Origin of the sequence: Halobellus captivus (genome assembly GCF_003697845.1) — an archaeon.
Classification (GTDB): domain Archaea; phylum Halobacteriota; class Halobacteria; order Halobacteriales; family Haloferacaceae; genus Halorubrum; species Halorubrum glutamatedens.
Genome location: NZ_RDQE01000006.1, coordinates 188,000 through 210,065, shown reverse-complemented (window position 1 = coordinate 210,065; position 22,066 = coordinate 188,000). Strand labels below are relative to the sequence as shown.

At 69.1% G+C, this 22,066-nt stretch carries 24 protein-coding genes and 1 pseudogene; 7 read left to right on the top strand and 18 right to left on the bottom strand.

Annotated elements, in window-relative coordinates; all coding sequences use genetic code 11:
- Positions 1-86: 86 nt before the first annotated feature.
- The 8 genes from EAO78_RS09155 to EAO78_RS09120 all read right to left on the bottom strand — a co-directional run bounded on the left by EAO78_RS09155 (position 87) and on the right by EAO78_RS09120 (position 6,248).
- Complete coding sequence (locus EAO78_RS09155) at positions 87-380, bottom strand: DUF5808 domain-containing protein (RefSeq protein WP_122105534.1); 294 nt, start codon at positions 378-380, stop codon at positions 87-89.
- A 100-nt stretch (positions 381-480) separates the two neighbouring features.
- Complete coding sequence (locus EAO78_RS09150; RefSeq protein WP_122105533.1) at positions 481-2,301, bottom strand: bifunctional N(6)-L-threonylcarbamoyladenine synthase/serine/threonine protein kinase; 1,821 nt, start codon at positions 2,299-2,301, stop codon at positions 481-483.
- 12 nt (positions 2,302-2,313) lie between these two features.
- On the bottom strand, positions 2,314-2,619 hold the full coding sequence (locus EAO78_RS09145) for a 30S ribosomal protein S24e (protein WP_122105532.1): 306 nt from the start codon (positions 2,617-2,619) through the stop codon (positions 2,314-2,316).
- A gap of 379 nt (positions 2,620-2,998) precedes the next feature.
- A complete protein-coding gene (locus EAO78_RS09140) occupies positions 2,999-3,589 on the bottom strand; it encodes a GTP-dependent dephospho-CoA kinase family protein (protein WP_122105569.1) in 591 nt (196 codons plus the stop codon).
- Between the two features lie 78 nt (positions 3,590-3,667).
- Complete coding sequence (spt4, locus tag EAO78_RS09135) at positions 3,668-3,865, bottom strand: transcription elongation factor subunit Spt4 (RefSeq protein ID WP_122105531.1); 198 nt, start codon at positions 3,863-3,865, stop codon at positions 3,668-3,670.
- Complete coding sequence (locus tag EAO78_RS09130; protein WP_122105530.1) at positions 3,865-4,446, bottom strand: DNA-directed RNA polymerase; 582 nt, start codon at positions 4,444-4,446, stop codon at positions 3,865-3,867. Before EAO78_RS09130 ends, spt4 begins: the two co-directional genes overlap by 1 nt.
- A gap of 145 nt (positions 4,447-4,591) precedes the next feature.
- Entirely contained in the window at positions 4,592-5,002 is a 411-nt protein-coding gene (locus EAO78_RS09125) for a twitching motility protein PilT (protein ID WP_122105529.1), read from the bottom strand.
- 1 nt (position 5,003) lies between these two features.
- Positions 5,004-6,248 carry a translation initiation factor IF-2 subunit gamma gene (locus EAO78_RS09120; RefSeq protein WP_122105528.1) on the bottom strand — a complete coding sequence of 415 codons (1,245 nt, stop codon included), beginning with the start codon at positions 6,246-6,248 and terminating at the stop codon, positions 5,004-5,006.
- A 150-nt stretch (positions 6,249-6,398) separates the two neighbouring features.
- Between EAO78_RS09120 and EAO78_RS09115 the strand changes: the two genes are divergently transcribed.
- From EAO78_RS09115 to EAO78_RS09095, 5 genes are all read left to right on the top strand, one after another.
- Positions 6,399-6,914, top strand: a complete 516-nt coding sequence (locus EAO78_RS09115; RefSeq protein WP_122105527.1) for a DUF5810 domain-containing protein — start codon at positions 6,399-6,401, stop codon at positions 6,912-6,914.
- 37 nt (positions 6,915-6,951) lie between these two features.
- On the top strand, positions 6,952-7,389 hold the full coding sequence (locus EAO78_RS09110) for a DUF5809 family protein (RefSeq protein WP_122105526.1): 438 nt from the start codon (positions 6,952-6,954) through the stop codon (positions 7,387-7,389).
- Positions 7,390-7,485: 96 nt separating this feature from the next.
- Positions 7,486-8,616 (top strand): DoxX family protein, encoded by a 1,131-nt coding sequence (locus EAO78_RS09105; protein ID WP_122105525.1) that lies wholly within the window; start codon positions 7,486-7,488, stop codon positions 8,614-8,616.
- 72 nt (positions 8,617-8,688) lie between these two features.
- The gene (locus EAO78_RS09100) at positions 8,689-9,975 is read left to right on the top strand and encodes a glucose-6-phosphate isomerase (RefSeq protein ID WP_122105524.1); all 1,287 of its coding nucleotides are present in this window, start codon (positions 8,689-8,691) and stop codon (positions 9,973-9,975) included.
- A 25-nt stretch (positions 9,976-10,000) separates the two neighbouring features.
- Positions 10,001-10,729 carry a CPBP family intramembrane glutamic endopeptidase gene (locus EAO78_RS09095; RefSeq protein WP_122105523.1) on the top strand — a complete coding sequence of 243 codons (729 nt, stop codon included), beginning with the start codon at positions 10,001-10,003 and terminating at the stop codon, positions 10,727-10,729.
- Between the two features lie 18 nt (positions 10,730-10,747).
- Here EAO78_RS09095 and EAO78_RS09090 read toward each other — a convergent pair whose 3' ends face one another.
- The 4 genes and pseudogenes from EAO78_RS09090 to EAO78_RS09075 all read right to left on the bottom strand — a co-directional run bounded on the left by EAO78_RS09090 (position 10,748) and on the right by EAO78_RS09075 (position 14,098).
- Positions 10,748-11,011 carry a hypothetical protein gene (locus tag EAO78_RS09090; RefSeq protein WP_122105522.1) on the bottom strand — a complete coding sequence of 88 codons (264 nt, stop codon included), beginning with the start codon at positions 11,009-11,011 and terminating at the stop codon, positions 10,748-10,750.
- A 365-nt stretch (positions 11,012-11,376) separates the two neighbouring features.
- A pseudogene (locus tag EAO78_RS09085) lies at positions 11,377-12,263 on the bottom strand (mechanosensitive ion channel family protein).
- Positions 12,264-12,333: 70 nt separating this feature from the next.
- Positions 12,334-13,632, bottom strand: coding sequence for a DNA double-strand break repair nuclease NurA (locus tag EAO78_RS09080; protein WP_122105521.1), 1,299 nt, complete (start codon positions 13,630-13,632; stop codon positions 12,334-12,336).
- 187 nt (positions 13,633-13,819) lie between these two features.
- Entirely contained in the window at positions 13,820-14,098 is a 279-nt protein-coding gene (locus tag EAO78_RS09075) for a hypothetical protein (RefSeq protein WP_122105520.1), read from the bottom strand.
- 430 nt (positions 14,099-14,528) lie between these two features.
- Between EAO78_RS09075 and EAO78_RS09070 the strand changes: the two genes are divergently transcribed.
- Positions 14,529-16,364, top strand: a complete 1,836-nt coding sequence (locus EAO78_RS09070; RefSeq protein ID WP_122105568.1) for a methyl-accepting chemotaxis protein — start codon at positions 14,529-14,531, stop codon at positions 16,362-16,364.
- Between the two features lie 111 nt (positions 16,365-16,475).
- Here EAO78_RS09070 and EAO78_RS09065 read toward each other — a convergent pair whose 3' ends face one another.
- From EAO78_RS09065 to EAO78_RS09040, 6 genes are all read right to left on the bottom strand, one after another.
- Positions 16,476-16,922, bottom strand: a complete 447-nt coding sequence (locus EAO78_RS09065; protein WP_122105519.1) for a hypothetical protein — start codon at positions 16,920-16,922, stop codon at positions 16,476-16,478.
- Positions 16,922-17,374, bottom strand: coding sequence for a DUF2240 family protein (locus EAO78_RS09060; RefSeq protein WP_122105518.1), 453 nt, complete (start codon positions 17,372-17,374; stop codon positions 16,922-16,924). Before EAO78_RS09060 ends, EAO78_RS09065 begins: the two co-directional genes overlap by 1 nt.
- 55 nt (positions 17,375-17,429) lie before the next feature.
- Positions 17,430-18,167 carry a LysR family transcriptional regulator gene (locus EAO78_RS09055; RefSeq protein ID WP_122105517.1) on the bottom strand — a complete coding sequence of 246 codons (738 nt, stop codon included), beginning with the start codon at positions 18,165-18,167 and terminating at the stop codon, positions 17,430-17,432.
- A 124-nt stretch (positions 18,168-18,291) separates the two neighbouring features.
- On the bottom strand, positions 18,292-19,056 hold the full coding sequence (locus EAO78_RS09050; protein WP_122105516.1) for an amino acid ABC transporter ATP-binding protein: 765 nt from the start codon (positions 19,054-19,056) through the stop codon (positions 18,292-18,294).
- Positions 19,056-19,781, bottom strand: coding sequence for an ABC transporter permease (locus EAO78_RS09045; protein ID WP_122105515.1), 726 nt, complete (start codon positions 19,779-19,781; stop codon positions 19,056-19,058). Before EAO78_RS09045 ends, EAO78_RS09050 begins: the two co-directional genes overlap by 1 nt.
- 2 nt (positions 19,782-19,783) lie before the next feature.
- Entirely contained in the window at positions 19,784-20,710 is a 927-nt protein-coding gene (locus EAO78_RS09040) for an ABC transporter substrate-binding protein (protein ID WP_122105514.1), read from the bottom strand.
- Between the two features lie 361 nt (positions 20,711-21,071).
- On the opposite strand from EAO78_RS09040, the gene EAO78_RS09035 reads away from it, so the two are divergent.
- A complete protein-coding gene (locus EAO78_RS09035; protein ID WP_122105513.1) occupies positions 21,072-22,058 on the top strand; it encodes an NOG1 family protein in 987 nt (328 codons plus the stop codon).
- Positions 22,059-22,066: the final 8 nt, after the last annotated feature.

Genomic DNA, 22,066 nt, shown 5'->3' with positions numbered 1-22,066 from the left:
CGTCGGATCGATCTGATGAGAAACCGCACAGGTCGTCGGCTTCTGCCCGGGGTCTCGATCGTCACCGGTCCCGATCGCCACCGGTCTCAATCGTCGTCGACGATCACTTCGACGGGGCCGGCGTCCTCGCTCTCGGAGCCGCTCGATCCGGTCCCGGCCGTTTCCGAGCCCTTCTGTTGCCAGTAGAGCCCGCCGGCGACCGCGAGGACGACCCACGAACGCCAGTTCGCGAGGTTCAGCGTGTAGCCGATCCCGAACGGCTTCTCGACTAACATTCCCTTCTCGGGCTGCCAGTACGACGAGAGGAGCCGACCGAGGCTCGGTCGATCGAAGTTGTACGGGATCCCGAGTATCTCTCCCGACGACGGTTTGTCTCCCATACCCGTACGTCACGCTCCGGGCATAAAAACCGTGTCGACGGCGAAACCGTGTCGACGGCGAAACCGTGTCGACGGCGAAGCCGTGTCGACGGCGATCCGTTCAGCGGTATCGACCTCGACCCCGAACCTCGCGGAGCCGATCGAGGACCGTCTCCTCTCCCTCCTCTCGATATCCCTCCTCGAACGCGTCGATGAGCCGATCGGGATCCGTCGCCGTCGCGGTCACCGACCCCTCGAACACGTGGAGATCCATCGCGTGATCCTCGACGTGTCCGGTGTGATATCCCAGACCGAAGTCGATGAGGTACGTCCGATCGTGGGTTCTTCCCGAACCGGACTCACCCTCTCGGACTCTGACGTTCTCCTCTCCGACCCTGACGTTTCGGGTCGTTGGATCGCCGTGAACGAACCCCGCCCCGTGGAGTCGCGCGAGGTGTCGTCCCACGGACCGAACCGCTCGCACCGTCCGATCTCCTCCAGTCCGATCTCCCCCCGTCCGATCGGCCCCCTCCCCGTCTCCCCCGCGGAGAAGCCTCGCCAGATCGCGTTCCCCGACGTACTGGAGGGTCAACGTCGCACCCGGCACGTCGACGTCGTACACGAGCGGGGTCGGGACCCCCGCTCGCCGCGCCTCGCTCGTCAACCGGGCCTCGGCGACGGTTCGTTCCCGCCGAAGCGAGCGGTCCAACGCCGGGTGTCGGTACTCCTTCGGGATCCGACGCTTCCGGACGATCGGTCCGTCGATCGTCGTTCCGTTGGCGGACGCGCGTACGACGTCCACGACCGCCTCGGCCCCTCGACGGTCGTGGTCGCCCTCGCTCTCGAGGTCGCCCTCGCTCTCGAGGTCGTCCTCGCTCTCACGGTCGCCCTCGCTTCCGGTTCCGAGTCGGGCGACGGACGACTCGTCGTCCCGCCACGTCACGGGCACCTGATCCGGCCGGAAGTTCGGATCGATACGCGAATCGCGGATCGCGAGCGTGTCGCCCGCGGCCGCCATCTTCGCGCCCAGCACCGCGATCATTCCGGCGTTGTCGCGGAGGTACCGCGGGTCGGGCGCGTGAAACGCCGCGCCGCGGGCCGCACACATCGTTTCGAGCATCTCGCGGAGCCGGTCGTTCTGGCCGACGCCCCCGCCCAACACGAGTTCGTCGGCACCGGTCAGGGAGAGCGCTCGCTCGGAGACCTCCGTGAGCATGGCGAAGACGTGTTCCTGGAGCGAAAAACAGATCTCCTCGACCGGCTCGCCGTCGTCGTACGCGTCGTTCGCGGCCGAGCTGATCCCCGAAAACGAGAAGTCCATCCCCTTGACCACGTACGGCAGATCGAGCAGGTCGGCCGCGTCGGCTCCCCGATCGGTTCCCGAGACCTCCGCGGCCGCGGCCTCGACCTTCGGTCCGCCGGGATGGGTCCACCCGACGTGTCGGGTGAACTTGTCGATCGCGTTGCCGACGCCGGCGTCCATGGTCTCGCCGAGGACGCGATACCGCCCGTCGTGGTAGCCGAGCAGGTGGGCGTTCGCGCCCGACGCGTTCAGACACACCGGGTTGGAGAAGCCAGACTCGTGGCGGCCGATCTCGAGATGGGCGACCATGTGATTGACGCCGACGAGCGGAACGTCGAGCGCGCCCGAGAGCGCCCGTGCGGCGGTCCCGACCGTCCGGAGACACGGACCGAGCCCGGGTCCTCGCGAGAAGGCGACGGCGTCTATCGCGTTCGGACCGTACTCCGACTCGGCGGCGTCCAGCACCGTTTCGACCACCCGCGGGATGGCCTCCGACATGTGCTCCGCAGCCTCGCGCGGGTGAATGCCGCCGCTATCGGGTTCGTAGGGATCGGATTCGATTCGCGTCGAGCCGGTCTCGGCGTCGTGGAGGGCGGCGCTCGCACACCACGCCGTTCCCTCGATACCGAGAACCCGCATTCGGTCGACGTCTCAGGCCTCTTCGCCGTCGTCGCCGTCGGCACCGATCTTGTTCCGCTCGAGCATGTAGTCCTGCTCGACGTCGAGCGCGTCCGCCGCGGAGTCGTACACCTTCGCGTACCCGACCGTCTTGCGCATCCCGAACTTCGTGTCGAGTTCGTGGACGACGACCTCCTCGGAGGCCTTGTCGAGCTTGGCGGCGAGCGAGTCGCGGACCGAGAGACGGGAGGGGGTCGCCTCGTCGTGGACCGTCTCGAAGCGGATGTCCGTTCGGTGCAACATGGGGTTTTCTTCCTCGGAAATGATGTCGACGTCCATAGTTCAGTTACGTGTACTACCCCCCGAACGCTGTAAAAGGATTTCGAAGCGGGTGGAGGGCCGTCCGAACGGTCGTCCCGCCCGTTCGGCGATCCCTCCTTCCGGCGGTTCGGTTCGTCGTTCCTTGGTTCGGTTCGTCGTTCCTTGGTTCGGTTCGTCGTTCGATCCGCGTCCCGTCGTTCGAACCCCTTGCTTTCCACTGGAACTCCGGACGTCGAACGAGAGATCCCCGCTCCGGTACGGCGATTCTCGATCAGATTCGGACCCGACCGATCCGGTCCGAACACTTCCGCTTCGGTGGACCCCTTCGCTCCGGTACGGACCCCGCGCTCCGAACTGGATCGGCATCCCGAGCCGCTATCGAGGGTCGTTCATCGAGCTATCGAGAGTCATCCGTCGAACTCGATCCGGACAGCCCGAGCGCGTCGAACCCGGCGTCGACGTCCCCCTCGAGCACCTCGAACAGTTCACGGGCGGTCCGTCGACTCTCCGGGGTGACCTCGACCCGAACCATTCCCTCGCCGGGCTGGCCGTACACGACGCTCGCGCCGTCGGGTGTGGCCAGGATCGCCGGCAGCGCGGCCAGGTCCTCCTCGCCGTCGACCTCGATCGTGACGGGATCGGGATCGGAAAGCGCGTCGACGAGCGCCTCGAGGAGCACGACGGTGAGCGTCGCCGGCGGGTTCTCGACGCGCACCCGTTTCTCGCCACCGGCCGCGAGAGCCTCCGATATCTCCGTCCTGACGGCCTCCCGTTCGGTCTTGCCGTCGACGAGCGCGACGTCCGGGACCCGGCCCGCCTCACGGAGGTGATACGTAACGACGTCGCCGACGGCGACGATCGGCGCGTCGGGCGCGTCGTACTCCTCGCGGCTCTCCGCCGCGGCCGCGAGCAACGCGTCGACGTCGGTCGTCACCGGGCCCATCGGCTCCTTGAACGCGTCGCGAAGCGAGTCGGGAAGGGTCAAGATCGGATCCGCCATGCCCGACCGTACGGCGTCGTCGTATGAAGAGTCGTGTGATCGTTCGGGGCGGCTACGCGTCGACGGCTACCGGACCTTCAGCGCGTACGATCCCGGCTTCGAGACGTTCATCTCCTCCGCGATCTGGCTCTCCTCGGGGCTCGTAATGATGACGTAGCCGGCCCAGTCCTCCGTCAGAGAGGAGGACCCACAGAGCTCGCAGGTCTGTGCGTCCGGATCGTTGACGTAGTGACACTCGCGGCAGGCGAGCCGATCCTCCGCCATCAGTCGTCCTCCCCGGTCGTGCCGGCCTCGGCCCGCCGGCGGCGGTCGCTCTCGAGCCAGTCGTGCTTGCCGAGCCCCGGCTGTTTGGCGGTGAGCCCGATCTTCGAGTCGCGGGGGTTCCGCTCGTCGACGCTCTTCGTGACGACCCGAACCCGGACCGCGTCGTCGACACCGAGGCTCTTATCGGAGTCCGAGGAGGCCAGCTGCTGGTTCGCCCCGTCGAAGGTGAGGTACTCGTCCGTGATCTGCGAGACGTGGAGCAGCCCGTCTACCGGGCCGATGCCGACGAACGCGCCGAACTCGACCGTCTCGACGACCGTCCCGTCGACGACCTCCTGCATGTCGGGGTCGAACGTGAGCGCGTCGAACTCCGCCTCGTAGTAGACGCCGGGTCGGTTGTGGAGGACCGCCCCCTCGCCGATGTCGTGGACCTCGATGACGCTCACGACGCTGCCGACGTCCTCGTCCATTCGTCCTTCCAGCTTGTCCTGGAGCAGGGCTTTCACCCGCTCGTCGGTGACGTCCGCCAGGTGCTCCGGCGGGACCTCGACCGTGTCCTTGAGTCGAACTCGTTTGTACATGTGCGTGGGTTGTGTCTGTGATCGCGTGTGTCGTCCGATCGCGCGTGCCGCGTCCGTCGTTTCTCCGCCGGTGCCTCTCCGGGCCGCCGCCGACGTCCGATTCCGGCTCCGTCGACGCCGTCGATGGCCGTTCAGCCCGCGTTCACTACGGGTCCGTTACCGTGAGTGTGTTCCGCCCCCGTAAACAGATTACCGGTGTGTCCGCGTCCAGTACCCGTTCCACGAGGGGTCGGTCGAGCGTGACCACGTACGCGACCCGACCCGTTCGAGCGAGATCGACGAGCGCGTCGTCGCCGTACGCGCCGTCGACCTCGACCGTTCGGGCCCGGTCCGCGAGGTCCGCTCCGACGCTCGCCGCGGTCGCGGCCTGCCCCGCCCCCGATCCGAGCTCGTCGAGTTCGTCGACGACCGCCGACGGCACGACCGGATCGTAGCTCCCGAGGAGCCGGTCGAGCTCCTCGAACAGCCGAACGTTCGCCTCGACCGGGGCCATCAGCGCGCTCGCGTCGAGCGCGACGACGGGGCGTTCGTCCGATCCGGGCGACTCGTCGGACACGCTACGACAGCGTCCCGACGCCGATCAGTCGCCACCGCGCGCCGACGCGACGGTTGATCGCGATCTGTGCGCCCTCCTCGGCACACACCGGGCGCTTGAGCTTGACCTCGCACTCGCCGTCGCGCGCGCTCGTCACGGCCCCGACGGTGGTCGCGGTCCCGACGGTCAACATGAGGGGTTCGCCGGTCGAGATCTCCTCGATGTCGCTCTCGCCGCTCTCGTCGTCCTCCTTGCCGACGACGCGGTCGAGGAGGTCGACCTGCATCTCGAACTCGTGTCGGGTCGGCGGGAGCGTTCCGGGCTCGCCGGCGACCTGTCCGGCGAGCGCGTCGCCCTTCGTCAGGCTGGGATCGAGTCCCGTCCCGACGCCGAGCAGGCCGCCGGGCTTCGCGGACTCGACGCTCCGCTCGCCGGCCTGAAGCGACCGGATCGACGTCTCGAGCGGTCGCCACTCCGTCTGTCCCTCCTCTTCGACCTCGCGGCCGGGACGGATCTCGAGTCCGCCGCCGACCGACAGCTCGCCCTGGACGAGCGAGCCGCCGACGACGCCGCCCTTGAGTTCGTCGGCGGTCGCGCCCGGACGGTTGATGTCGAACGAGCGGGCCGCGAACATCCGGGCGTCCTCGTCGGGATCGCGCTCCGGAGTCGGGATCTCCGCCTCGATCGCCTGGATGAGGAGGTCCAGGTTGACCTCCTGGCCGGCCGAGACCGGGACGATCGGCGCGTTCTCCGCGACCGTGCCCTCGACGAACTCCCGGATCTGTTCGTAGTTGTCCACCGCGCGGTCGCGGTCGACGAGGTCGACCTTGTTCTGGGCGATGACGATGTTCTCGATCCCGATGAGGTCGAGCGCCATCAGGTGTTCCTCGGTCTGTGCCTGCGGGACGTCCTCGGTCGCGCTCACGACGAGGACGGCCCCGTCCATGATCGACGCGCCCGAGAGCATCGTCGCCATGAGCGTCTCGTGTCCGGGGGCGTCCACGAACGAGACGGTCCGCAGCGGCTCGCTCTCGGAGCCGTCCGGACACTCCTCGTCCGTCGTGTAACACTCGGGCTCGTCGACGCCGGGACAGCGGCGGAACGTCGCGTCCGCGTACCCGAGCCGGATCGAGATCCCGCGTTTCATCTCCTCGCTGTGCTGGTCGGTCCACGAGCCGGACAACGCCTGTACGAGCGTCGTCTTCCCGTGGTCGACGTGACCGACGAGACCGATGTTCACCTCCGGTTGTGTGTTGGCTTGGGTCACTGTGGTTCCTCCTAACGGAGCAGTCTTACCCGGATTTTCGCCCCGTGCGAGTGATAAAGTTGCTGTTATAGCGGCGTCAGGACTCCCCGTCGCCTCCGTTTCGAGTCGATCCGAGCCGATATACGGTTCACGCCCGTACCCCGGGTCACGATGGGATACGCCTGTCCGGTGTGTGCGACCCCGCAGCGCGACGGTGAACACCTGGCCCACCACCTCGCGTTCACGGCCATGCTCCACGGCGACGACCACGAGGCGTGGCTCGACGACCACGCGCCCGACTGGCAGACGGCCGACCCCGGGGAACTGGCGGAGGACGTCGTCGACCACGCCGACCCGGCCGAGTACCACGAGGTGTTCGAGGACACGACCGACCGGGGTCGGCCGAACCTCGACGCCGGGATGGGTGGCGGACGCGGACAGGGCGCACGGGGTCACTCCCACGGCCACGATCACGCCCATGATCACGGTCCCGGTCACGGTCACGACGCTCACGGCGACGCGGCGGCTTCCGGAAGCGACCCGACCGACCCCGAAACCGCGGCCGCCCTCGAGGAGGCGCGCGAACTGACGCGCCGGATGTACGAGGGAGAGGACGGAGCGGACGTGGAGGAAACTTCCACCGACTCCTCCGATTCCGATTCGACCGATGCCGACCCCTCGTCGTAACCGAACGGTCTTTTCCTCCCGGCGGCAACCGCCTCGCATGGAGACGAGGGGCGTGTTCGCGCCGACGACTCGCGAGGAGGCGATCGACCGCTACGAGGCCGTCGGCCCGGCCGCGCAGGTGATCGTTCGCGAGACGGCCAAGGCGATGGAGTTCGACGCCGACGAGTACGAGGAACGCGTCACTCCGGCGGTGGTCGAGACCGCCCGCGACGCCGCCTTCGCCGAACTGCTCGTCGTCCACCTCGCCGACCGCGACGAGTTCGACGAGTGGCTCGCGGACAGCGAGTTCGACCCGGACGACGCGGTCGAACTCGGTTCCGAGCACGTCGACCGGGTCGCGTGGCACCCGGTCCCGTTCGCGGAGACCGTGGTCGCGACCACCTTCCAGGACCGCCCCGACGCGGCCGCGAGCACCCTCAGACGCAACGCGTTCGGTCGGGTGTACCGCGACGTCTTCACGGACGCCGACGGGTAGGAGGACCGTCGGATCCGGCCTGATCGTCGCCCGTGTCGTGGTATCTCGCCCGATCCCCACGGACACCGTTAGGTAGCCGGGGAACGTATGACCCGCATGTCCGACCGATCGGCCATCTCGTCGCCTGCCGTGGCGGTCGCGTCGCTGGCGGCGTCATCGCTGACGGCCGTGCTCCTGGCGGTCGCCGTCCGTCCATCGGCCGCCCACGTCGACTACGTCACCGAGGAGGATGGCGACCCGCTCGACGCGGTCGCGTTCCTGGTGGAGGTGCTCTCGGACCCGTTCAACGCCGCGGCGTTCGCCGGCTCCGGGCTCGTCGTCGTCGCGGGGATCACGGCGTACCTGTGGGTGCGGCCGACGATCCGCGACGTGGTCGTTCTCCGGGAGACGCTCGTCGAATACGGCGATCTCGTCCCGTGGATGCTGCGGCTCTCGATCGGGCTCCCCCTCGTCGGAGCCGGATTCCAGGGGTACCTGTTCGCGCCGACGTTGACCTTCGACACGGCGGCGAGTCCGCTGCTCCGGGTGCTCTTCATCGGGATCGGCTTCTGCGTCCTCTTCGGGCTCGCGACCCGGATCGTCTCCGCGATCGGCCTGCTGACGTTCGCGTGGGTGCTCCTCGTCGTCGACCCGGGGGTCGTCATCGCGATGGAGTACGTTCCGGTTCTCCTCGCCCTGCTCGTCGTCGGCGGCGGTCGCCCGAGCGCGGACGACATGCTGTTGGCGGTCGCGAGCACGCCCGGAACGTACTACGGGCGGGTCGACCCGGTCCACCACCTGAAGGCGTTCCTCGACGACTCGATGGCCCCGCTTCGCGAGTACGTCCCGACACTCCTCCGCGCCGGCATGGGCGTCACGTTCGTCTACCTCGGGCTGATCGAGAAGCTCGCCGACCCGGGTCGGGGACTGCTCGTCGTCGAGAAGTACGACCTGACCGCGGTCGTCCCGGTCGACCCCGGGCTCTGGGTCGTCGGCGCGGGCGTGGCGGAGATCGCGGTCGGGCTGGCGCTCGTCGCCGGCTTCTTCACCCGCGGCGCGGCCGCGGTCTCGTTCGTCCTCTTCACGACCACGCTGTTCGGGCTGCCCGACGACCCCGTGTTGGCCCACGTCGCGCTGTTCGGACTGGCCTCGGCCGTCTTCACGCTCGGGTCGGGCCCGCTCTCGTTCGACCGCTGGTTCGGTCGTCCCGCCCTCGAGGAGGGGGAACCGGCGATCCCCGCGGACTGAGCGTATCACGGTCGAATCCGGGAACTCGCCCGAACGACCCACGCTTATGGACCGCCGGAGCCTGCCTCGTGTATGGACGTGGACATCGGCAACGCCCTCGGCACCCAACCGGGGCTCACGGAGGAGACGCTCGACAGGCTCGACGATCGCGTCGCGGACGCCCACGAGCGGATCGCTCGGGGCATGGCGGACGACGAGTTCGGCTACGCATCGCTCTCCCTGCCCGAGACGGCCGACCCGGCGGCGATCCGCGCCGCGGTCGAGCCGTTCGACGAGCCCGCCGCGGTCCTGACCGTCGGGATCGGCGGAAGCGCGCTCGGGGCGGCGACGCTCGCGGACGCGCTCGAGAGCGACGTGGACGCGTACTTCCTCGACAACGTCGATCCCGACCACGTCGACGGACTGCTCGACGACCTCCCGCTCGAGGACGTCGTCGTCAACGTGGTCTCACGGTCGGGGACGACCGCCGAGACGCTCGCGAACTTCCTCGTCGTCCGCGAGGCGATGGACGCGGCGGGCGTCGACTGGACCGAGCGCACGCTCGTCACGACCGGCGTGGAGGGGAACCTCCGCCGGCTCGCGGAGACACACGACCTCCCCGCGCTCGACGCCCCGGAGGGCGTCCCGGGGCGCTTCTCCGTGCTCTCGACGGTCGGGCTCGCGGTCGCCGCGATCCAGGGCCACGACGTCGAGGCGGTGCTCGAAGGGGGGCGAGACGGGATGGACGCGCTCGTGGGGTCGCTCCTCGAGTCGCCGGCGTACGCCTACGGTGCGACGACGTACGCGCTCGCGGAGCGCGGCGCGCTCACGAACGCCTTCATGCCCTACGCGGAGTCGCTGGAGACGTTCGCGGAGTGGTTCGCTCAGCTGTGGGCCGAGAGCCTCGGGAAGGACGGGCTCGGGCAGACGCCCGCCCGCGCGCTCGGCGCGACCGACCAGCACTCACAGCTCCAGCTCTACCGCGCGGGTCCGCCCGACAAGCTCGTCACCCTCGTCCGGCCGACGGAGCGCGCCGACGCGCCGATCCCCGAGACCGACCTCGAGGGGCTCTCGTACCTCGGCGGCTCGTCGCTCGGCGACCTCCTCGACGCGGAGTTCGAGGCGACGGAGGCGAGCCTCGCGGCCGCGGACGTACCGAACGTCCGCCTCGAGATCGACCGCGTGGACGAACGCGCGCTCGGCGAGCTCCTGTACGGGATGGAGGCCGCCTGCGTGCTCTACGGCGAGCTCGCGAACGTCTCGACGTTCACCCAGCCGGCCGTCGAGTGGGGCAAGAAGGCAGCCCGCGGGCTGCTCGGCGGCGGCGAGTTCGCGGAGGTCGAGGCGGTCGCCGACAAGCGCGAGTTCCGGATCGACTAACACCCCGGGTCGCCTAGCGCCGGCGATGACCGAGGAGCTCCCCGCGTCGCTCGACATCGCCGTCCGCGTCGCGAGCGCGGCCTTCGCGATCGTGTTCGCGCTCGTCGTCGCGAGCGCTGTCGCCACGCCGGTCGCGAACCTCGCGGTCCGGATCGGCCTCGTCGACGACGGCGGAAACGGGTGGCGGCTGCTCCGGACGCTCGGCCAGTTCGCGGGATTCCTCCTCGCCGTAACCGGGTACCTCGTGCTCACCGACCAGCGGGACCTCCTCCGGTTCTCGCGACCGTCGATCCGGGAGGTCGGGATCGTCGTCGGCGCGGGGGTCGGCCTCCTGGCGATCCAGTACGGGACCTTGTTCGCGCTCCAGCAGATCGGGCTCTCGACCGGCCAGAACCGGGCGGTCGTCCCCGCCGGCGACCCCGTCGAGTACTACCTCGCGATGGTCGCGGTCTCGCTTCTCGTCGTCGGCCCGGTCGAGGAGGTGCTCTTCCGCGGGGTGGTCCAGGGCGGACTCCGTCGGGCGTTCGACGCGCCCCCGGCGGTCCTGATCGCGAGCGTTCTCTTCGGGCTCGTCCATCTCTCGGGGATCCAGGGGACGCCCGCCGAGCGGTGGGCGTACGTCGGGGTCGTGATCGTGTTGGGCTGCGTGCTCGGCTACCTCTACGAGCGGACCGGGAACGTGTTGGTGCCCGGACTCGCGCACGGCGTGTACAACGCCGCGATCTACGCGGTGTTGTTGGCGGGGGCGATCTGATCTGCGGTCGGGTGTGGACTACTCCGAGTCCCGGAGGAGGAGGTAGATGACGACCACCAGAAGCATCACGTCGATCCCCGCCACCACGGTCAGGGGCGTCCCGAACCCCCACTGCCAGGCCCACTCGCTTCCCCTGGCTTTGGCGTCGCGGTACAGCCACCGCCCGACCGTCGCCCAGAGGATCAACAGGGCGACCAGGAGCCACAGCTCGTCGCGCGCCACGACGACGCCCGGCAGGATCTCGTAGGTCGGTATCTGCGTCAGGGAGGGCGGAATCGACATCGTGTTGGTGTTCTTATTTGTTATGATAAATCCACCGCTCGGCGTGCTTTCCGTTCGGATTCGGTGAACGGGTCGAGGAGGGATCCGCGGACGTTCCGGACGCTTTGTCATACTCGGTCGTGATCGAGAACGCCGACCTGAGTTCCACCCACCCACCCTACCCCACCGCTCCGCCCCGCACCTCACGCCTCCCCAGCCTCGTCGGTGCTCCTCTGCTTCGCTCCGGACCACCGACTCCCTCGCGGACTCCTCGCGCCCCGTCGGGGCGCTCGGAGGCGCGCCGACGGCGAGGTTCGGGGTGGATCCGATCGCGGCGGATCCGGTCACGTTTCGGGCCGGGATCGGTCGCGTCGCTTTCCGAACCGTCACCCGCCGTTCGTGCGCTCCGCCACGGTGACCTCGCCCGAGAGCTGCTGTGCCGAGGGCGGAGCGAGCGTGATCCCCTCCTCGTCGAAGCGCCGTTTCACCGACCGGCGGAAGTCCGACCGGAGCGTCAGGACGTCCCTGTTGCCGGGTCGTCGATCCACAGATCGGCCTGTATCGTGATCGCGTTCTCCCCGAGATCGAGGACGCGCACGTTCGGTTCCGGCTCGTCGAGGACCGACTCCCGGTCCGTCGCGACCTGCCGAAGCTCCATCAGTGCTCGCTCGAGGTCCTCGTAGTAGGCGACGTACACCCGTTCGGTGATACGGTACGTGTCGCGACCGTAGGGCCGGGTGAGCGCGTTGCTCGTGAGGTCGGTGTTCGGGACGGTGATCGTCTCGTTGTCCGGCGTCCGGACCCGCGTCACGCGGAAGTCGACGGCCTCGACGGTTCCCTCCCCGCCCGGCCACGCGATCCAGTCGCCGACGTTGAAGTCGGGATCGGCCACGAGGAAGATCCCGCTGATGAGCGAGCCGAACACCTGCTGGCCCGCGATGCCGAAGACGAACGTGATGGCCGCGATGACGACCGCCGACTGGGTGAGCACGCTCCCGTAACCGGCGGCGATCACCCCCGTCAGGGTCGCGAACCCGATCAGAACCACCTGGAGGTACGTCTCGACTGCGGACTCGATCGTGGGGTTGTTGCGGTTGCGTGCCCGCACGACCCGGATCACGAACGGAACGACGACGACCCGGCCGAGGAGGTAGACGACCGCGACCCCCACGAGGAACCAGAACAGCTCCGAGAACGCCCGATCGTACGCCGACACCAGCTCCGTCGTCCACTCCGGCGGCGATAGCTGTCCGGTCGGTCTCTGGCCGATCATACGGTCGGGTCGCGGCGAACGGACAAAAAGCCCGGATCGGTGGAGCCGTGGAGCCGTCCCTCCGTACCGTTCAGTACCGCTCCTTCCCCCATCGGTGGTCGTCGTAGGTCGCCTGCTGGTCGCTGTCGAACCGCTCCTCGAACTTTCGACGGAGCGCCGCCTTCTCGGTGGCGTCGATCCGCGCCAGCGCGTCGGCCTTCCCGACCGCCGCGGGCGGTCCCCGGGTGGTCGCCACGTCCGCGAGCACCTGCCGGGTCAGCCGGTCGCGGGTCGCCTCCTCGCGGGTGAACGCGTAGGGAGCCTCCAGCTTGTAGGTCACGTCGGTTCGCGGGTCGTACAGCACCATGAACGTGGGCTCGTACAGCTCCGGATCGAGTGTACGGTCGATCCCGAGCGCGTCGGCGTCGGCCGCCATCGTCCCGTCCGCGCCGCCGCGGCTGTGGAACCAGGTGGTGAACGTGAGGTCGTCGTCGAGGCGGGCGTCGGTCCCCCGACCGCCATCGCTCCCGCCTCGTCCGGCGGTCCCGCCGTTCCCGCCGCCACCCCCCCGCCGCTCCAGGAGCCGGGTGAAGAGCGCGGTGTCATCGGGCCAGGGCGACTCGAACCCCTTCCGGGCGAGCGTCCGCACGATCGTTCGGCTGGAGGGGTTCTTCACGAAGCCCGCGAGGGGGACGTCGCGCTCGACGAATCGCTCGACGAGCCGCACGTACTTCTCGACGACCGCCCGCGGCTTCGCCTCGCGCGCGAGCTCGCCGAGTTCGGGGTCGCGGTCCTCCCAGGTGAACAGCTCCTTGGGGTAGATGGGGCCGTCGAGGATCAGGAGCTCCCCGACCTCGTCGGCGTGGTCGAGCGCGTGGGTGCCCTCGGCGAGGTAGAGCGCGAGCGCGTGGACGATCCCCTCGGCGTACCGGTTCACCCGCGGCGCGTGGAGCACGCGCTGGCGGGTGTGGCCCGCGTCCCGCTCCGTCCACTCGTCGTCGAAGTCGGCGGTCGAGTCGCCGGCGTGGACCGTCGCGACGATCGTCCGGTCGCGGTGGAGGTCGAGATCGGTCGGTTCGGCGGCCATCGCCGCGTGTGCCACGTCGACGACCAGCCCGTTCTTGAACGTCGTCGGGTTGATAGTTCCGGAGTCGAGCCCGTGAACCGTCCCGAAGGGCCGCTCCCCGAGCGCCACGTCGTCGATGGGCGTTCGCCGGCGCTCGTGGTCGGCGACGGGCTCGATCACGACGCGGCCGTCACGCCGGAGCCCGGTGAGCCAGTCGTCCCACACCCGCCCCGCGAGGTCCTCGTGGTCCGTCGTGTCCACGTCGCCCGCGATGCCGTACGCGAGCCGCGCGATGTTCTCAACGTGGATCGGATCGAGGGTCACGCCAGTACTGTGGTCCGGAGTGATTTAAAAGTAAATCGGCTTCCCCGGCCCGTCGTCCGAACGGGGATCGAGCCCGACGTCATCGACCGTCCGAACCGATCGTCGATCTCCTCCGTCGTCGACCCCCCGAATCCGTCGTCGACCGCCTCGAAACGGGACTCCCGTCGCAGGCCGTCGAGTACGGACGCTATTCCCCTCCCGTCTCGGCTGTTCGCTCGTCCCCGCCTCCTTCTCCGTCCAGGAGCATGTTCCTGAACCGATCGAGCCCCAGCGTGAGGACGAAGAAGCCACCCCCGACGTACAGGAGCGACTGCGGTTCCGCGACGAGCCGACTTATCAGCCCGTTCCCGTATCCGATCACGGTGCTCAAATACCCCAGTACGGACGTGGTCCATCCGAGCCCCGTGAGCCCGGTGAGCTGGTTAAGCAGGTCTTTATCGGTGTCGTGTATGGATCTGATCGGCATGGCGCTGTTAATATCCCCTTAACCGTGCGTATCCGGCGGCAGTACATAAATTTATTTTCATGAAATCATGACTGTATTTCTTGTGTGAACGTGTTGGTCAAAAAGATACGGCTTCCCGGGATCGACGGACGTCCACGGGTCCCGTCTCCGACCTCCGCCGGGATCGAACGACGGGTCGGACCGGCTACGCTTTTCCCGGCTCGTCGCTAGCGACACGTTCAACGAATATCAAACGAGATACTCGGAAGCCAACGTTCTTTGAGGGATCCCACTTCCCGCGACCATGAGCGAGCCAACGATGGGGTCTGAGGGGGGCGAACTGGACACGCCGGGAGGGGGCGATCACGGCCGAACGACGCCGACGGAGCACGATCGGACGGGCCTGGATGCGCTTCGGGAGGTGATCCGGTATATCCCGGACGGCACGTCGATGCCGGAGGAGATGTGGCGCGGCCGGCACCGGAACATCCTGCTTCTCGTGGTCGCACAGGTGCCGTTCCTCCTCGCGTTGGGCCTCTATCGGGGAACGGAGCCGTTCACCGGCGCGGAGATCCCCGCCGTCCCCTCCTGGATGCTCGGGGGCTTCCTCGGGGGGATCCTCGCGACCGCGGCGCTCGCGAACTGGTCGGTTCTCGGTCGGCGGACCCGGACCGTGATCGCGGCGTTCTCGGCGATGACCGTGTCGATGGCGCTCGTGAAGCTCTCCGGCGGCTACATCGAGGCGCACTTCCACTTCTTCGTGTTCCTCGCCGTGCTCGCGGTCTACGAGGACTGGCTTCCCTTCGCGGTGGGGATGGGGTACGTCGCGCTCGGTCACGGGGCGTTCAGCCTGATCGATTCGAGTCTCGTCTACAACCACCCGGCCGCCGTCGCCAACCCGATCGTCTGGGGCGGGATCCACGCGGTGTTCATCACTGGGCTCGCGATGGCCCTGGTGGTCAACTGGTACTCCATCGAGAAGTCTCGGGCGGAGGCGAAACGGCAGCTCGAACTCGTCGCCGAACAGAGAGCGGAGATCCAGGACGTCGAGGCGGCCAAAGCCGAGGCCGAGAGGCGTCGCGAGGAGGTCGAGCGCCTGAACCGACACCTCGAGGCGAAGGCCGACGACTACCGCGCGACCATGGCCGAGGCGGCCGACGGCGACCTCACGGTCCGGCTCGACGCCGACAGCGAGAGCGAGCCGATGGAGCGGATCGCCGTCGCGTTCAACGGGATGATCGACGATCTGGAGTCCACCGTGTGGGAGGTCCAGTCGTTCGCCGACGAGGTCTCCGAGGCGAGCGAGGAGACGATGACCGGCGTCTCCGCCGCCGAGGAACTGAGCGAGGATCTCGGCCGCTCCATCGCGGAGATCGCGTCGGGAGCCGACGAACAGCGCGAGATGCTCGAGGAGGTCTCCGGCGAGATGAACGACCTCTCGGCGGCGATCGAGGAGGTCGCCGCGTCGACCGAGACGGTCGCGGACGCGGCCCGGCGGACGGCGTCGATCGCGGACGAAGGACGGGACACCGCGGACGGGGCGATGGACAGCGTTCGGGAGTCGCGAGACGCGCTCGATTCCACCGCCCGGACGGTCAGGGACCTCGACGACCGGATGACCGACATCGGCGACATCGTCGACCTGATCGGCGACATCGCCGAACAGACGAACCTGCTCGCGCTCAACGCCAACATCGAGGCCGCCCGTGCGGGCGGTGGGGGCGGCGCGAACGGCTCCGGAGCCGGATCGAGCGCCGGATTCGCCGTCGTCGCCGACGAGGTCAAGCAGCTCGCCGAGGAGACGAAGGAGGCCGCGAGCGACATCGAGGAGCTCATCGCCGGAACCCAGGCCCGAACCGAGGCGGCCGTCGACGAGGTCCGGACCGCCGAGGATCACCTGGAGGCGGGGGCGGATGCCGTCGGGGACGCCGCCGACGCGTTCACGCGGGTGGCCGAGAACGCGGCCGAGACCGACGACGGGATCCACGAGATCGGCCAGGCGACGGACGACCAGGCGGCGAGCACCGAGGAGGCGGTGGCGATGGCCGAGGAGGTCGCCGAGATCAGCCATGCGACCGCCGACGAGACGGACGCCGCCTCCGCGGCGGCCGACGAGCAGCTCTCCGCGATGACGGCCGCCGCCGCGGAGGCGGGATCGCTCACCGATCGCGCCGAGCGCCTCCGCCGACTCCTCCGGAAGTTCGACGTCGCCGGTGAGTCGAGGGGGGAGGACCCCTCGCCGCCGGGGTCCCGATCGGTCGCGATGGGCGACGGCGGACCCGAGTAACGACGTGGTGGCGTGACGAAATGACGGCGGGGCACGGAATGACGGCAGGTCGACCGGCATCCACCGACCGTCTTCGTCCGGTTGGCCGCTCCGCTTCGTGCGGTTCGGCTGCTACGTCTCCGACCCGTCCTCGACGACCGTCTCCAACGCCGGCAGCACCCGCTTCACGTCCGCGCCGTCCTCGAGGAACACGAGCGTCCGCGGCGGGCGCACGGCCTTCGGTCTGACGAGCAGTCCCGCCTCGCCGGCGGCGTCGGCGACCCGTTCCGGCGCGCGGCGGAACTCGACCCTGACGCGGTCCGGCTGGACGTACGCGTCCGCGACGACGTCCCCGTCGTTCGCTTCGATCGCGTCGTCGTCGTCCTCATCGTCGTCGCCGGCGGCGGAGACGACGGCGACGTCGACCAGCCGGAACGCCAACGCGCCGTCGGCGGTCGGTTCCACGTCGGGGTCGGCGTCGGTCACGGCGAGCTCGCGAAGGCGTCCACGGTCGCCGGTCACCTCGGAGGCGAACAGCTGGCCGATCCGGACGCCGTCGGTCAGTCGGTCCTCGACCATCACTCGCCCCCTGCCAGCTCCGCGCGAACGTCCTCGACGAGGTGGTCGACGCGCGCGCCCTGCTCCTTCGCGTAGAGGACGGCGGCCGCCTCGATGGTCACCGCCAGCGCGCGCTGGCGCTCGTTGATCCCGGCGACCGCCCGCTGCTTCTCGACGCCCGCGGAGACGACTGCGTCGAGGGCGGTCTCGAAGGTGGACTGCTCGCGCAACACGTCCTCGTCGGGTTTGAAGTCCTCCGGAACGACGACCTCGTCGGGATCGAACCGCGCGACCAGCTCGCCGTCCTCCTCGTCGACGAGTCCGCGTCCGACGGCCACGTCGACGAGTCGCTTCGCCTGGTCCGGCGAGAACCACTCCCGTTCCAACGAGAGCGCGACGACGAACTCGCCCTCGCCCAGCCGCTCCGTGGCGTGTCGCTTGAACGGGGCGGCGACGGTGGCTTCGAGGCTCATGTCCCACCCGCGGCCGTCGACCGGGGTAAACGTACCGGGTCGGAAAGCGATCGGGTCATCCGGCGCCGTCGGCCCCTCCGTCGACGCCCTCGACCAGCCGCGTCGCGGTCGCCTTCCAGGCGATCCACACGTCCGTTCCCGGCCGTATCCCGAGGCGTTCGGCGCTCCCGTCGGTGACGAGCGCCCGGATCGTCGCGCCGTCGACGTCGTCGATGTCGTCGACGGCGACCCGGACCGCGTGGACCGTCTCGCCGCGGTCGACGCCCTCGACCCGGCCGCGACGCCGGTTCCGCTCGCTCGTCGCGGTCGGCTCCCCGTCGGCTCCCGCCGACCGAACCGTCACGGCGTCCGCGCCGATCCGCACCTGAACGCGGTCGTCGGCCGTCAGTCCCTCGTGAAGCCCCCACACCGTTCCGATCGGCGTCCCGACCGCGGCCAGTTCGCCGTCGACCGTCTCGACCGTTCCCGCGAGGACCGTCTCCGGGACGCCGGCGGTCGCCTCGATCGCGGCCGACAGCCGGTCATAGCGGCCGAGAACCCGGCTTCCGCGGTCGGTCAGGCGACTCCCGCCGCCGCCGCTCCCCCCGCGATGCCGTTCCACGAGGTCGCCGAAGGCGGTCTCGAGAACGTCGATCCGCGAGAGCGCGCGGGCTCGCGACCGGCCGAGCTCGGCGGCCGCCCGTGCGACCGATCCGGTTCGGGCTATCTCGCGGAGCAGGGCGGCGTCCCGTCCGTCGAACTCGACGTCGGCCTCGACGAGCGTCGCGCGCCCCCGACCGGTCGCGTCCTCCATCACCCGTGAGTACTCGCCGCGGGCGAGTTAACCCCTCCGCCGGGACGGGGTGGGGAGACGGGACAGGGGGACGGGACGGGACGAGGCGTCGACCGTCGGTCGGATCGGTCCTGAAGGCATCCGCTCAGTACACGAGCTCCCCGTCGATGAACTTCCGCGTGCGCGGATCCCGGGGATTCTCGAACACCCGCTCGGTCGGACCGACCTCCGTCACCCGGTCGTCGAGCAACACCGCGACGCGGTCCGCGACCCGCTCGGCCTGGTGCATGTCGTGGGTCGCGACGACGACGCCGATGTCCCGGCTCCGGGCCTCGGCGATCGCCTCCTCGATGACCGCGGTGTTCCGTGGATCGAGATCCGAGGTGGGCTCGTCGAGCAGCAGGACGTCCGGCTCGTACGCCAGCGCGCGGGCGAAGGAGACCCGCTGTGCCTCGCCGCCCGACAGCGACGCCGCGTGCTCGTGCGTCTTCTCCGCCAACCCGACGACGTCGAGGGCCTCGGTGACGGCCTCGGCGGTTCCGTTCGACCCCACGACGGACCGGAGTTCGCCTCGCAGCCGCTCCGACCACGACCGTCGGACCCGCAGCCCGTACTCGACGTTGCGCGCGACCGGGGCGTCGAAGAGGCTCGCCTCCTGGAACACCATTCCGACGCGCCGCCGCAACGAGAGCCGTTCGGCCTCGTCGACGGCCCACGCGTCGGTCCCGTCGAACGTCACCGACCCGTCGTCCGGTTCCCGTGAGAGTGCCAGCAGCCGGAGCAGCGTCGTCTTTCCGACGCCGGAGGGCCCGATGACCGCGAGGACCTCGCCGGTCTCGACGTCGATCGAGAGGTCCTCGAACACGCGTTCGTCCCCGAACGACCGGGTGACGTTACTCGCGCGGAGCATCAGCGCTGTACCCCCCGATCGCCGAAGCGAACGACGACGGCGTTGACCACCAACACGAGCGCGACCAGGACCGCTCCGAGCACCATCGCGGTCTCGTACTGGCCCTGTCTCGCTTCGAGCTGGATCGCGGTCGTCAGCGTCCGCGTCTTCGAGATCCCGTCCGCGCTCGTGATGTTGCCGCCGACGATGAGCACGGAGCCGACCTCGCTGATGGCGCGGCCGAACCCCGCGAGGACCGCCGTCGCGATCCCGTATCGCGCCTCCTTGAGCACGACCAGCGCGGCGTCGACGCGGGTCCCGCCGAGGACGCGTGCGGCGTCGCGGACGCCCCGATCGACGCCCGAGACGGCCGCGAGGCTGATCGCCGTGATCGGCGGCGTCGCGAGCACGAACTGCGACATGATCATCGCCTCCCGGGTGAACACCAGGTTCAGCGACCCGAGCGGCCCCTGATTGGAGACGGCGAAGAGGACGAGGAGGCCGACGACCACGCTCGGGAATCCCATTCCCGTGTTGATGGCCGACTTCACGAAGCCCTTCCCGCGAAAGTCGGCGAGACCGAGGACGACCGCGACCGGGATGCTAACGAGCGTGCTCAGCGCCACCGCCACGAGGCTCACGTACAGCGAGACGTAGACGATGCTGGAGACGTACCCCTCCCTGAACGGGAGGTCGAGGAGGGACGGGAGCGCCGTGAGTAGTTGTGCGGTCGGTTCGAGCGGCATGCTCACGCGTCGGAGGAGTCGCCACTCCAGCCTTCCGGAACGTACTGCCCGAAGTTCGGGTCCTCGGAGACCGCCTCCGGGAAGAACAGCTGTTCGCCGTCCACCTGGTAACTCGAGATGGCCTCCTGCGTCCCGGGGCTCGTGATCCAGCCGATGTACGCCATCGCGAGGTCGTAGTTGGCGTTCTCGTGGACGCCGGGGTTGGCTGCCATGACCCCGTAGGGGTTCGCCAGGACCTCAGGACCGTCCTCGATCGGCCCCTGAACGAGGATCACCAGGTCGATCTCGGACCGCTGTGAGATGAACGTCCCGCGGTCCGAGAGCGTGTACGCGCCCTGCTGGGTGGCGACGTTCAACGCCTCGCCCATCCCGGTCCCGGTCTCCTGGTACCAGTCGCCGCCGGGCTCGGTGCCGGCGGCCTCCCAGAGGTTCAGCTCCTTCGTGTGGGTTCCCGAGTTGTCCCCGCGCGAGACGAACGTCGCCCCGGCGTCGGCGACGGCGGTAAGCGCCTCCGTCGCGGAGTCCATCCCCTCGATTCCGGCCGGGTCGTCCTCGGGGCCGACGATCACGAAGTCGTTGAACATCAGGTCGCGCCGGTTGACCCCGTACCCCTCGCGCATGAACTCGTCCTCGAGCCCGCGGGCGTGGACCATCACCACGTCGGCGTCGCCGTTCCGGCCCGACTCCAGCGCCGCGCCGGTCCCCTGGGCGACCGCGTCGACGCTCACGCCGTACATCTCCTCGAAGTCGCCGTGGATCTCGTCGAGCAGCCCCGTGTCGTACGTGCTCGTCGTGGTCGTGAGCGTGAGCGTCTCGCCCGCGACGTCCGCGCTCTCCTCCTCGCCGCCCGCAAGTCCCGAACAGCCGGCGAGTCCGGCGAGCGCGCCCGTTCCCAGCGCCGTGAGCATTTCCCTTCGATGTATCGACATAGAAACATCGATAACGGCGACACCGAAATAGGTTGTGGTCGTGAACGAAACCGTCTCCGGGCACTTCGTCTCGGCGGCGATCGAACCGATCTCTCGTGATACCGGTCCGGACACTCCGATATATCGCCTATTTAGGGTCTGATACCGGTTCTTCTAGTGTCTCTTCCTGTCGGTCTCTCGTTTCACGTCGAGATAGGAGAAACCAAAATATGTTACCCGATCGGCGTTATCGAAGTCGGTCGGCAGTCCGCTTCCGTCGGTGACGGCCCGTGACGGACCGTGACGTCTCGATCCGTGTCTCGCGGTGTCGTGGGGCCTCGAAACGGACGCGCTTATACGCCTCGGCCGGGTATTTCGGAGCATGATATTCGAGGGCCTCCCGACGACCCCCCGTTCGGAGGAGCTCGTCGACAAGGCGTTCTCGCGGGCGGCCCGCGCCGGTCGCGCGAAGCGCGGCCACGAGGCCCAGGAGTCGATGCTGCGGACGGCCGGAAACGTGCTCTCGGACAACCTCGAGAACGTGGTCGTCTCCTGGCCCGACTTCGGCTTCGACGTCGACCCGTTCTACTACGAGCTCGCCGACGCCATCGTCGACGTCGACCGCCTCCAACAGGCGCTCTCACAGGTGATGTGGGCGAGCCGGCAGATCGAGTCGCTTCGCGACGAGTACACGACGAAGATCCGCAACTCCGACGTCGACGCCGCGCGGAAACACCGCAAACAGGCGTTCGCCCGCATGGCGGACGTGATGGACCAGATCGAGGAGGACCTCCGGTACATCGGCGACTCCCGCGACGACCTGCGCGACCTGCCCGACATCCGGCCCGACGAGCCCGCGATCGTCGTCGCCGGCTACCCCAACGTCGGCAAGTCGTCGTTCGTCAACCGAGTCACGCGCGCGTCGAACGAGATCGCGGAGTACCCGTTCACGACCCGCGGCGTTCACGTCGGCCACTTCGAGCGCGACCACGTCCGCTACCAGATCGTCGACACGCCCGGGCTGCTCGACCGGCCCGAGGACGAGCGCAACGACATCGAGCGGCAGGCGGTGAGCGCCCTCGAACACCTCGCGGACGTCGTCCTCTTCGTGCTCGACCCCTCCGGCGACTGCGGCTATCCGCTCGACGTCCAGCTCGAGCTCCGCGAGGAGGTCCGGGCGCTCTTCGACGAGTCGATCCCGCTTCTCACCGTCGCGAACAAACACGACCGCTTCGACGCCGTGCGCGCCGAGGCGGTCGACGCGACGATGAGCGTCACCGACGACGAGAACGTCGAGCGCGTCCTCGAGATGGCCGTCGAGGCGGCCGCCTTCGAGCCGGACCTCCCGACCCGCGACCCCGAGGAGTAGTCGCGTCT